Source organism: Citreimonas sp., from assembly GCF_042096055.1.
In the GTDB taxonomy this organism is placed as follows: domain Bacteria; phylum Pseudomonadota; class Alphaproteobacteria; order Rhodobacterales; family Rhodobacteraceae; genus Citreimonas.
Map to the genome: position 1 here is coordinate 1 of NZ_JBELMH010000055.1, position 11,091 is coordinate 11,091.

The following is an 11,091-nucleotide window of genomic DNA, read 5'->3' on the forward strand; positions in this document are numbered from 1 at the left end:
CGCTTCCGTCCATGCCTCCGTCACGAACCACTTCAACTCAGATCGCAGCCTCTCCTCCCGCGCCAACTTCAAGCTGAACCGAGCCGCCGCTCTCGCCGAGTGGCGCGGTCTCTGCGCGGGTTGAGCGGAAAGCTCCTGCCCAAACGGAGACTGGTTCGCATTCGTCTGACAGCACCGCCACAAGGCCTCTATAAGTTGTTGAATTTAATTCAGAAAATTCGCCCCTCGGAAGTCGCATCCCCCACAAGATCTCCCAATGTGACGCGGATTGTGCGGGAAGGTGCCGGTAGACTCATCTCGCTGAACTAATACTCAGCGAACGGCAGTCGCCTACGTCTTAGTCTGCCCCTCGCCGACCGGCCCCCAAGCGCATCATCCCGGTTGAAATGCGCTTCTCAGTGCCGCTAACAACCTCTTAGCTCGATGCCGAACGTTTGCATTCCATCTGCGAGCAGCTCAATGTTGAACAAAGATAATATTTAGCAATGTCACGTGACGCCTGATGCAAACCAAAGCCCCGAGCAAATTGCCCGGGACCGGATCGATGAACGCCTGCGGGCGTCCGGCTGGCATGTTCATGACAAGAAGGCGCTTGATTTTAAGCCGGGCTTGGCGCGGCCGTCCGTGAGTACCAAACGGACATCGGACCGGCCGACTACGTCCTCTTCGCCGATAGGCAGGCGGTCCGCGTGGTCGAAGCAAAACCCGACAACTGGGGGGTCCGCCTGACCTCGGTCGAGGAACAGTCCGAGGGATACGCCAACGCGAAGCTGAAGTGGGTCACCAACCCCGAGCCGCTCCCGTTCCTCTACGAAAGCACAGGCCAGGTCACCCGCTTCACCAACGCCCACGATCCCAACGCTAGGTCGCGAGAGGTCTTCACCTTTCACCGCCCCGAAACCCTCAAGTCCTGGGCACAGGCGCCAATGAGCCTGCGCGCAGGCATCGCATCTCTGCCGGCCCTCAACCCGGACGGCCTGCGCGACTGCCAGATCAAGGCGATCACGAACCTCGAAAGCTCGCTCAAGGCCGACAAGCCCCGTGCCCTCGTCCAGATGGCAAACCGGGTCGGGCAAGACCTTCACGGCGATCACGCAGGTCTACCGACTGCTCAAACACGCAGGCGCGCGCCGCATCATGTTCCTGGTCGACACCAAGAACCTTGGCGAGCAGGCCGAACAGGAATTCATGGCCTTCATCCCAAACGATGACAGCCGGAAGTTCACCGAGCTCTACAACGTTCAGCGCCTCACCTCGCCCTCCATCGCGAACGACAGCCCGGTCGTCATCTCCACGATCCAGCGCATGTACGCCACGCTCAAGGGCGAGGAACTGAACGAGGGTGCCGAAGACGAAAACCCAGCCGAGCAGAAATGGCGCCGTAAGGAACCTCTGCCGGTCTTCTACAACGCCAAGCTGCCGCCGGAATACTTCGACGTGGTCGTCATCAATCAATGTCACCGGTCGATCTACAATCTCTGGCGCCAGGTCATCGAGTATTTCGACGCCTACCTGATCGGCCTGACCGCTACACCCGACAATCGCACCTATGGGTTCTTCCAAAAGAACGTGGTCAGCGAATACACCCATGAAAAGGCCGTCGCCGACAAGGTCAACGTCGGCAACGAAATCTACCTGATCGAAACCGAGATCACCCAAGGTGGCGAAACCCTGAAGGCTGAGCAACTGGTCGAGAAACGCGAACGCGAAACCCGGGCGCGCCGTTGGGAAACGCAGGACGACGAACAGGCCTACGCCGCGACTCAGCTCGACCCATCTCGTGACTCAAGTCGGAAACGATGATCCGCCAATTTCGTCGCATGGGGCAGCTTTCGTGGAGAGGACTTACCACCCGAGAGCAATCGGTCAGCCTAGGATACAGCGGGGGACCCGCTTACCAATTCCTCGACGCCCTTCCGCATCTCGAGCACGCCAAGAATGTTTCTACGGGCCGCAGCGATATGGCTGCGCGTGAAAGCAACCGCGCTTTCCTCGTCGCCGGCGCACAACGCTGTCACGATCTCCCGGTGCTCCTTCCGGGCCGCCGGAAAACTGTCCAGCCGCGACACATCCAGCCAGACGTAGGCCTGACACCGGTCGAGCACGCCGTCGAGCAGGTTGTAAAGCAGTCGGTTACCGCTCAGCCTCGCGATAATGCGGTGCAGATCGATGCCGATCTGCATCTCGCGCAGGGCATCCCGCATCGTCCGATTCTCCAGCGCCGCAAGCGCATCGCATTCGTCGAGGATCATGTGCAGTTCTGCCCGTCCGGCGTCATCAATGCAGCGTGTCGCAAGCCGCGTCGCCTCGGACTCGAGCAGGTCGCGGACGTCGAAAGCCTCGTTTACAGTGGCCGTGTCGATCCGCATCACCGAATAGCCGTTCTTCGATCGCGGCTGCACGAAACCGTCGGTCTCGAGGCGACTGAGCGCCTCGCGGATCGGCGTGCGGCTGACCTTCAGCCGTTGCGTCAGGTCAGCCTCGGTCACCCGCGATCCGGGGGGAAGCTGCCCGGTCACGATGAGCATCTTGACGGCGTGGTAGGTTGTCTGCCGCAGGTTCCCGCGGGTCTGGCTGTCCACTAGGCATATCCTCGGGCGTGGGAGCGGAAAAAACGCATAAACCAGCGCTCGGCTGTTGACAAGCATAGTGCCGACCGAAAACGTATACAAAAAAGAATTCACATTACGCAGGCTATGCCAAGCCCGTGAAAGATACCAACACCGGAGGATGCAACGTGATTGGGCAAGCGGAAACACGGAGCGACCCGTGCGGGTCCGGGCCGGCCACGCGACCCGAAAGCCATGACGACCGGGGGGCTCGCCGATGATGCCCGCGACGGAGGCAGCATCTGCACAAAAGGACCACGGCGCACAGCCCTTCATCCGGGCGAGCAACGTCGGCAAGATCTACGGCTCCGTCGAGGACGGCGTCACGGCACTCGAAGACATCAATGTCGATATCGACCGCGGCGAGTTCGTCCTGGTCGTCGGCCCGTCGGGCTGCGGCAAATCCACCTTCATGCGAATTCTTGCGGGACTCGATCACGCGACGTCCGGCCACCTGTCCATGGGCGGCGAGCGCATCACCGGGCCGCGCCAAGACGTGGGTGTCGTGTTCCAGTCGGCGGTCCTGTTCCCATGGCGCACCGTGCTGGAGAACGTACTTCTGCCGATCGACATCCAGAAGCGCGGCCGCGACAAGAACATGGAGCGGGTGCGGGGCTTGCTCGATCTGGTCGGTCTAGCGGATTTCGAGAACCGCTACCCGGCCGAGCTTTCGGGCGGCATGCAACAGCGCGTGGGTATCGTCCGGTCGCTGGCGCACGATCCGGCCATCCTGCTGATGGACGAGCCCTTCGGCGCGCTGGATGCGATGACCCGGGACCACATGAACATCGAGCTGCAGCGCCTCTGGGCCGCCAATCACAAGACCATCCTGTTCATCACCCATTCCATCCCCGAAGCCGTCTTTCTCGCCGATCGGGTCGTGGTGATGACGCCGCGCCCCGGGCGGATCGCCGAGATCATGAAGATCGACCTGCCCCGGGACCGCACCCTCGACATGATGAGTTCGCCCGAATTCGGCGAATACGTCCGCCGCATCCGCGCCCACTTCGGATCGACAGGAGCCCTAGACTGATGCCCAACCTGTCCGACATCGACACCCTTCGAAACCGGGTGCTCAGCGTCCTTCTGCTCGTGCTCATCCTCGGAACCTGGGAGCTTTTCGTCAGAAGCGGAGGCGTGCCCGTCTTCGTGCAGCCGCCCCCCACCGCCATCGCCGAGGCGCTCTGGCGCGGCTTCGCTACCGGCGTCTACTGGGAGCATATCGCCGTCACGTTGTTCGAAGTCCTTGCAGGCTACGCGATCGGCTGCGGACTTGGCTTCCTGCTGGGGATCGGCATCGCGCTCAACCGATACGTCGCCTATTTCGCCTATCCCTACATCATCATGTTCCTGTCGATGCCGAAGGTGGCACTGGTGCCCCTGATCGTGCTCTGGTTCGGGCTGGGCATGACGTCGAAGATCGTCACGGCGGCGCTCATTTCGTTCTTCCCGCTCATGGTCAACACGATCACGGGGCTGAACGCCGCGGACAAGAATTCCATCGACCTCATGCGCTCGCTCGGCGCCAGCAAGCGGCAGATCTTCGTCATGCTGCGTTTGCCCAGCGCCCTGCCCTTCATCTTCGCGGGTCTCGAAATCGCCATCACGCTAGCCCTGATCGGGACCGTGGTGGCCGAGTTCCTCGGCGCCGAGCGCGGGCTGGGCATGCTCATGCAGAACATGAACTTCCTCATGGATATCGGCGGCTCGTTCTCGATCCTCATCATCCTGGCCCTCTTGGGCCTGCTGCTGAACCGCACGCTGCTGTTCGTGCGCCGGCGCCTCTACTTCTGGGAACGCTTCGAGGACGGATCGAAGAACGCGAAGCCCTCTCCAGCCGCGGAAACCACCTGAGGATGTCGGCCCACCGAACGCGCGCGACACCCTGCCGCCCAACTCCCCGCCAGAGGGAGATCAACAGACCCAACCAAGTCTCAGAATCCAACACGGGAGATATTACATGACCCCTTTGAAGACGTTCATCGCCACGGCGGGCGCCATCGGTCTGCTTGGCCTCACGGCCGCGGATGAAGCCTCGGCGCAGGCCGAAACCGTTCGCGTCGGCTGGTGTACCAGCGTGTTCACGACGGGTGCCGCGCCGTTCGCCATTGCCCAGCACTTCGGCTGGTACGAAGACCTCGGAGTCGAGGTCGAATTGGTGAACTTCGGCGGCTCCTCGGACCGCGTTCGCAACATCGCGACCGGAGAGGTCCTGGCCGCCGTTCCCTCGCTTGAACCGATGGCGCTTCTGCAGGCATCGGGCGTGGACACGAAGGTTTTCTACAAGGCCTTCCGTCGCAACATCTTCGGCATTGCGGTGCCCGAGGACAGCGAGATCATGACCTACGCCGACCTCAAGGGAAAGAACATCGGCGTGACCTCCATGGCGTCGAACGGCGTCCTAATCGCCCGCTCGGTCGTGTCCAGCGCGGGGCTGAACCCCGACACCGACGTGCGGATCGTCGTGTCCGGCCAGCCGGCGCAATCCGCCGTCCTGATGGAGAAGGGCGATGTCCAGGCGGTCAGCCAGTGGGACACGAACTACACCCTCATGTCGCTCGCCGGAATGCCGATGCGCACGCTCGAGGACGACCTGATCTCCACCTTCCCGGCCAACAGCTTCGCTGCCCTGCCCTCGACCATCGAGGAACAGGGAGAGCTTCTGGCGAAGGTCGCAGCGGGCTACGCGATGGGTCAGATGTTCATCATCGAGGACCCGCGCACCGGCATGGACATCTTCCAGACTGTCTATCCCGAGGTCACACCGACCGGCATGGACTACGAGGCATCGCTCGACCAGGGCGAAGCGCTGCTCAGGACCGTCAGCGAAAACTGGACGCTGGACGGCGAGACCGAGAACTGGGGGGAAAGCATCCTGCCCACCTACCAGAAGTATCTCGACTGGCTGGTCGACGTCGAGGTGCTGCCCGCGTCGATGGAAGCGAGTGACATCGCGACCAACGAGCTGATCGACGAGATCAACGCGACGATCGACATGTCCAAGGTCGAAGCCGCCCTCGCGGAATGATCCCTGCAGGGGCCCGCTCAGCCAACTCCGGGCGGGCCCCTGTTCAGGATCGCGATGCCGCGTCGCGATACGCGGCGACACACTGACCCCTTTACGAACAGGCCTCTCTCATGCGCGATCTTCAATCCCCCGGTCGTTCGCCCGTTCGGTCGACCAGTGCGATGGCGGCGACCTCGCACCCCCTGTCGACGAACGCCGCCTTGGAAACCCTGCGCAAGGGCGGCAACGCAATTGACGCTGCAATCGCCGCGTCCGCCGTGCAGGCCGTGGTCGAGCCCCAATCGACCGGCATCGGAGGCGACTGCTTCGCGCTGCTGTGCCTCGGCGGTTCGGACGACGTGATCGCGTTCAACGGATCGGGCCGCGCGCCGCAGGGCGCCACGCTCGAAGCCTATCGCGCCATGGGGCTCGAGGCCGTGCCCAAACGCGGCGCGCATGCGGTGACGATCCCCGGGGCGATTGATGGCTGGTGCACGCTGCTGGCCGATCACGGCAGGCTCGGGATGGCGGACGTCCTCGCGCCCGCCATCCACTATGCCGAGGCCGGACACGTCGTGCATGATCGCGTGGCCGTGGACTGGGCGGACACGGCGGGTGATCTGGCCGCCGATCCGGTCTCTGCACGCATCTTCCTGCCGGACGGCTGCGCGCCGCGCGCCGGAGATGTGCACCGTCAGCCCGAGCTTGCGCAGACCCTGCGCCGGATCGCCGAGCGTGGCCGCACCGGGTTCTACGAAGGCCCCGTCGCCGAGGACCTCGTGTCCCGCCTGCGCGAACTCGGCGGCGTTCACACACTCGACGATTTTGCAGCGACCAAGGGCGACTACGTCACGCCGATCTCGGCCGACTATCGTGGCCTGCGCGTGCACCAGGTCCCCCCCAACAACCAGGGCCTGACCGCGCTCGTCATGCTCAACCTCATGGCCGGACACGAGTTCGGCGCGCTAGACCCGATCGGCGCCGACAAGCTGCATCTCGAGATCGAGGCCGGCCGCCTCGCCTTCCGCGAGCGCAATGCGCGCATCGCCGACCCCGAAGCCGCCGCCGGCGTCGTCAAACAGCTGCTTTCGCCAGCCTTCACGGCCGAACTGGCCGCCGAGATCGATCCCGCCCGCGCCATGCGCACGCTGCCCGACCCCGAGCTGGAACGGTCGGACACCGTCTATATCTCGGTCGTCGACGAGGATCGCAACGCGGTCAGCTTCATCAACTCGACCTATTTCGCCTTCGGCAGCGCGGTCACCGGCCAGGAAAGCGGCGTAGTCCTGCAGAACCGCGGTTTCAGCTTCCGGCTCGATCCCGCGCATCCGAACTGCATCGGCCCCGGCAAGCGCCCCCTGCACACCATCATGCCCGGCATGGCGACCAGGGACGGCCGCGCGGTCATGCCGTTCGGCGTGATGGGCGGCGATTACCAGCCCTTCGGGCAGGTGCACGTGCTGACCAACATGCTTGACCACGGGATGGATATCCAGGAGGCGATCGACTGCCCGCGCGTCTTTTACGAGAACAACGCCGTGGTGGCCGAGACCGGCGTGCCCGAGGTCACGGTGCAGGCGCTGCGCGACAAGGGCCACACGGTGGTCGCGGCCACCGAGCCGCTGGGCGGCGCCCAGGCGATCTGGATCGACTGGGACGCCGGTACGCTCACCGGCGGCTCTGACCCGCGCAAGGATGGCTTGGCGCTGGGGTACTGACACGCCTGTGCGCGTGCCGGAGTCCGGCGCGGGCTACGGCCGGATTTCGCCTTCGACCGCACCGATCGCGTCGCCCAGAACGGACACGATCGTGTCGATCTGGGCCCGATCGATGATGATCGGCGGCGACAGGACGATCCTGTCGCCCACCGGCCGCACGATCACGCCGTTCTCGACGCATTCCTCGAAAACGCGGTGCCCCGCGCCCGTGGTGACCGGAAAGCCCGCCTTGGTCGCCTTGTCCGCGACCAGGTCGACCGCCAGCATCAGGCCATGCCCGCGCACGTCGCCCACGATGGCAGAGCCGCGCAGCGCCTGTGCCGCCTCCTGCAGATAGCCGCCCGACTCGCGGCTGTTGGCCAATAGCCCTTCGGCCTCGATGATCTCGATGTTCTTCAGCGCCGCCGCGCAGGCGACCGGGTGGCCGAAATAGGTCAGCCCCATCGAGAACACGCCGCCCTCGACCTGCGGTCGGCTGATCACATCGTAGACCTCGTCCGAGATCAACGTGGCCCCCAGCGGGATGTAGCCCGAGGTGATGCCCTTGGCCGAGACGAGTATGTCGGGTTCGTAGTCGAATATCTCCTTCGAGGCGAACCAGTTGCCAAGCCGGCCGAACGCCGTCACCACCTCGTCCGCGATGTAGAGCATGTCGTATTTACGGCAGACCTCCCACATGCGGCGGTGATAGTCCTGCGGAGCGACCAGGACGCCGCCCGCGCCCATGACGGGCTCGGCGATGAAGGCGGCGCAATTGTCCGGGCCAAGCTGGTGAATGCGGTTCTCGAACTCGTTCACCAGGAAGTCGCAGTACTCGGCCTCGGTCATGTGATCGGGCTTCGCGTACATGTTCGCGGCCGAGACGTGGTGGATGAACGTCTCGCCGACCTTATCGAAGCCGTGCTTCGTGGCGTGGATCCCCGTCAGCTCGGCCGCCACGTAGGTCGCGCCGTGGTAGGCGTCGTTGCGCGAGATGATCTTCTTCTTCCTGTGCTGGCCCTTCATCGCGAAGTAGTAATGCGCGATCCGGATCGCTGCCTCGTTGGCGGTCGACCCGCCGGTGGTGTAGTGCACGTGGTTGAGGTGCCCGGGGGCGTGGCTAGCCAGCCAATGCGCGAGTTCGGCGGCCGGCACGTTGGTCGAGTGGCCGAACGGGTTGTAGTACTGCATCTTCACGACCTGGTCGGAGATCGCCTCGGCCATCTCGCGCCGGCCATGTCCGATATTGACGCACCACAGCCCGGCGATCGCGTCGAGCAGCCGGTGCCCGTCCGCGTCAGTCACGTACATGCCGCTGGCGCCTTCAATGACCTGGCTGCCTTCGGCGTGGAAGGTCGTGAAGTCGGTGTAGGGATGCAGGACATGATCGCGGTCCTTGGCCCAGGCGGAATTGGCGTCGGCGTTGCGCATCTGGGGCACTCCTTGCATGCGGTTTCGCCCATCCTAGTCGCATGGTCGTGCCGCGATCAGTCCCCCCTTCGGGGTACGTCGACGAAAGCCAGCGGATCGCCCGCGGCATGGGCCGGCATCTGCGCCAGGGCCGACAGGAACAGCGACAGCAATTCGCCCTGCGAGACGACGCCGAGCTTCGCGTAGACCCGCTTGCGGTGCACCTTGATCGTCTCGGGGCTGTTGTCCAAGGCGCGCGCGATCGACTTCGAGGAATGGCCCTTCAGGATCATGCGCACGATCTCGGCCTCGCGCGGGCTGAGGACCGAGCTTCCGAAGGCGTCGAACGCGGCCTCGAGATGCGCGGCAAGCCGGCCGGACCCGTCGGGGCGTTGCGCCGACAGCCCCGTCCAGTGCCGCCGGGAGAGCGCCGCGATGATCGGCAGCGCGGCGTTCAGCCGCGCGGCGTCGATGCGTCGCCGCGCGGTCCGCACCCCGAGCGAGAAGAACAGCGCCGCGTCGTCCGAGATATGCAGCATGAGCCCGCATTCGTCCTGAAGGCGGATCGCCTTGTAGAACTGGCGGTTGTATTCGCTGCGGGCGAAATCGTCCGGCGCGACATCCTTCAGGCGCACGACACCATCCTCTCCGGCGTCTCGGAACAACCGATAGAACGGGTCGAGAAGGTAGGCGACGTCGAGATAGAGCCGCAGTGCCGACTTGTCGGACTCATCCGTGTGGTTGGAGTGAAGCGCGGCAGGTTTCTGCCCGGAGAAGAACGCCGTCAGCAGCACCGTTTCGGCCCTGCTGACCCGTAGGGCGAAATCGCAGATCGCTCCCGGAAAAGCGGGGTCGCCGATGGCCTCGACGCAATGCGCGACGTGTTCGATCTCGTCGGTGTCCAATGTCATCGATATCGTCGCGTCCCTGTGCATCCGCTGGCGCCTGCCGAGAGGCAAAGGAGTGATTGACGGCAAGCAAAGGACGTCAGGCAGCGTGGTTGTACCGGAACGCTGCCGAACTTTTGATCTTCACCCGCTTCATTTGACCCCTTCGGCGTTCCGCGCAATTGCATGCTTGATTGTATACTATCCGGGATGCAGCCTACGTCCATGCGCGGCTGAAAGCGCGAAATAACACGGAGGTTGCTATGAAGATCATGTTCGGAACGTCGCTGCCGGCTGCGGTCGTCGCGATGGTACTGGGTGGCACGGCCGTTGCACAGGACCTGCCCGACTCCCTCGTCATCGGGACCGAGGGCGCCTATCCCCCGTTCAACTATACGGAATCCGACGGCAGCGTCGCGGGCTTCGAGATCGACCATGGCAACGCCATGTGCGCGCACCTTGAAATCGAGTGCGAATGGGTCACTCAGGACTGGGACGGGATTATCCCGGGCCTGCAGGCGCAGCGCTACGACGCGATCATCGCCTCGCTCTACGTCACCGACGAGCGGCGCGAGGTCATCGGCTTCTCGGACAAGTATTATCAGGTTCCGTCGCGCTTCCTCGTCCCCAGCGACAGCGGGCTCGAAATCTCGGCCGAAGGTCTCGAGGATGCAGTCGTGGGCACGCAGCGCGCCACCAGCTTCGAGCGCTACCTGACCGACAACATGCCCGGGGTCGAACTGCGCCTCTACGGCACGATGGACGAGGCCTATCTCGACCTCGCCTCAGGGCGCCTTGATGCCGTGATGGGCGATGTCGTGGCGATCCAGGATGGCTTTCTCGGCACCCCGGACGGAGAGGGTTTCGAACTGCGCGGCCCGGAATTCACCGGCGCGGAATGGTTCGGCTACGGCGCGGGCGTCGGCGTCCGTCAGGAGGACCAGCCCATCGCCGATGCTTTCTCGCGCGCAATTCAGGCGCTGCGCGAGGACGGCACCTACCAGGAAATCTCAGACAAGTGGTTCGGGCTGGACGTCTACGGTGGCTGAACGCGTGGGCCGGGTCCTGCTGCCCGGCCCCGCTCGCACAACCGCTTGAGGGGCCGAGGAAATCATGCCGGATCTTGAAGGCTATGGCTGGCTGCTGCTCGACGGGTTGGCGCTGACGCTGGGTGTCGCGATCGCGTCGATGGTGGGCGCGCTGGCCTTAGGGCTGCTGGCCGCGCTGGGGAAGCTGTTCGCTCCCCGCGCCGGCCGCGCGCTGATCGAGGTCTACACCACCTTCGTGCGCGGCGTGCCGGAACTGGTCCTGCTGCTGCTGATCTACTACGGCCTGCCCACGCTGGTTCAGGACACCGCGACCAACATGGGCTTCGATGTCAGGCTGTCGATCAACCCGTTCGTGGCGGGCATCGGAACATTGACGCTGATCTACGCCGCCTTCGCCTGCGAGGTCTTCCGCGCCGCCTACCTTGCGCTGCC

At 64.2% G+C, this 11,091-nt stretch carries 11 protein-coding genes and 1 pseudogene; 9 read left to right on the forward strand and 3 right to left on the reverse strand.

Going from position 1 to position 11,091, the window contains the following annotated elements; genetic code table 11:
* The 3 genes and pseudogenes from ACFDTC_RS12410 to ACFDTC_RS12420 form a co-directional block, all read left to right on the forward strand.
* Positions 1 to 124, forward strand: a pseudogene (locus tag ACFDTC_RS12410) (IS6 family transposase); the annotation flags it as partial.
* Between the two features lie 565 nt (positions 125 to 689).
* Positions 690 to 1,211, forward strand: coding sequence for a hypothetical protein (locus ACFDTC_RS12415; protein ID WP_375259218.1), 522 nt, complete (start codon positions 690 to 692; stop codon positions 1,209 to 1,211).
* Positions 1,108 to 1,803, forward strand: a complete 696-nt coding sequence (locus tag ACFDTC_RS12420) for a DEAD/DEAH box helicase family protein (protein WP_375259217.1) — start codon at positions 1,108 to 1,110, stop codon at positions 1,801 to 1,803. The genes ACFDTC_RS12415 and ACFDTC_RS12420 overlap by 104 nt, the downstream gene beginning before the upstream one ends.
* 68 nt (positions 1,804 to 1,871) lie before the next feature.
* On the opposite strand, the gene ACFDTC_RS12425 is transcribed toward ACFDTC_RS12420, so the two are convergent.
* Positions 1,872 to 2,582: a GntR family transcriptional regulator gene (locus ACFDTC_RS12425; RefSeq protein ID WP_375259195.1), complete on the reverse strand. Its 711-nt coding sequence runs from the start codon at positions 2,580 to 2,582 to the stop codon at positions 1,872 to 1,874.
* Positions 2,583 to 2,829: 247 nt separating this feature from the next.
* Between ACFDTC_RS12425 and ACFDTC_RS12430 the strand changes: the two genes are divergently transcribed.
* From ACFDTC_RS12430 to ggt, 4 genes are all read left to right on the forward strand, one after another.
* Positions 2,830 to 3,642 carry an ABC transporter ATP-binding protein gene (locus ACFDTC_RS12430; RefSeq protein WP_375259196.1) on the forward strand — a complete coding sequence of 271 codons (813 nt, stop codon included), beginning with the start codon at positions 2,830 to 2,832 and terminating at the stop codon, positions 3,640 to 3,642.
* Entirely contained in the window at positions 3,642 to 4,463 is an 822-nt protein-coding gene (locus tag ACFDTC_RS12435; RefSeq protein WP_375259197.1) for an ABC transporter permease, read from the forward strand. Before ACFDTC_RS12430 ends, ACFDTC_RS12435 begins: the two co-directional genes overlap by 1 nt.
* Before the next feature lie 106 nt (positions 4,464 to 4,569).
* Positions 4,570 to 5,637: an ABC transporter substrate-binding protein gene (locus ACFDTC_RS12440; protein ID WP_375259198.1), complete on the forward strand. Its 1,068-nt coding sequence runs from the start codon at positions 4,570 to 4,572 to the stop codon at positions 5,635 to 5,637.
* A 161-nt stretch (positions 5,638 to 5,798) separates the two neighbouring features.
* On the forward strand, positions 5,799 to 7,334 hold the full coding sequence (ggt, locus tag ACFDTC_RS12445) for a gamma-glutamyltransferase (RefSeq protein ID WP_375259199.1): 1,536 nt from the start codon (positions 5,799 to 5,801) through the stop codon (positions 7,332 to 7,334).
* Between the two features lie 33 nt (positions 7,335 to 7,367).
* Here ggt and ACFDTC_RS12450 read toward each other — a convergent pair whose 3' ends face one another.
* Together ACFDTC_RS12450 and ACFDTC_RS12455 are read right to left on the reverse strand one after the other, a co-directional pair.
* Positions 7,368 to 8,744 carry an aminotransferase gene (locus ACFDTC_RS12450; RefSeq protein ID WP_375259200.1) on the reverse strand — a complete coding sequence of 459 codons (1,377 nt, stop codon included), beginning with the start codon at positions 8,742 to 8,744 and terminating at the stop codon, positions 7,368 to 7,370.
* A 56-nt stretch (positions 8,745 to 8,800) separates the two neighbouring features.
* Entirely contained in the window at positions 8,801 to 9,634 is an 834-nt protein-coding gene (locus tag ACFDTC_RS12455; protein ID WP_375259201.1) for a LuxR C-terminal-related transcriptional regulator, read from the reverse strand.
* A 239-nt stretch (positions 9,635 to 9,873) separates the two neighbouring features.
* Here ACFDTC_RS12455 and ACFDTC_RS12460 point away from each other — a divergent pair, with 239 nt between their 5' ends.
* Both ACFDTC_RS12460 and ACFDTC_RS12465 read left to right on the forward strand, forming a co-directional pair.
* The gene (locus tag ACFDTC_RS12460) at positions 9,874 to 10,659 is read left to right on the forward strand and encodes a transporter substrate-binding domain-containing protein (RefSeq protein WP_375259202.1); all 786 of its coding nucleotides are present in this window, start codon (positions 9,874 to 9,876) and stop codon (positions 10,657 to 10,659) included.
* A 64-nt stretch (positions 10,660 to 10,723) separates the two neighbouring features.
* A partial coding sequence (locus ACFDTC_RS12465; protein ID WP_375259203.1) for an ABC transporter permease subunit occupies positions 10,724 to 11,091 on the forward strand: 368 nt, incomplete at its 3' end.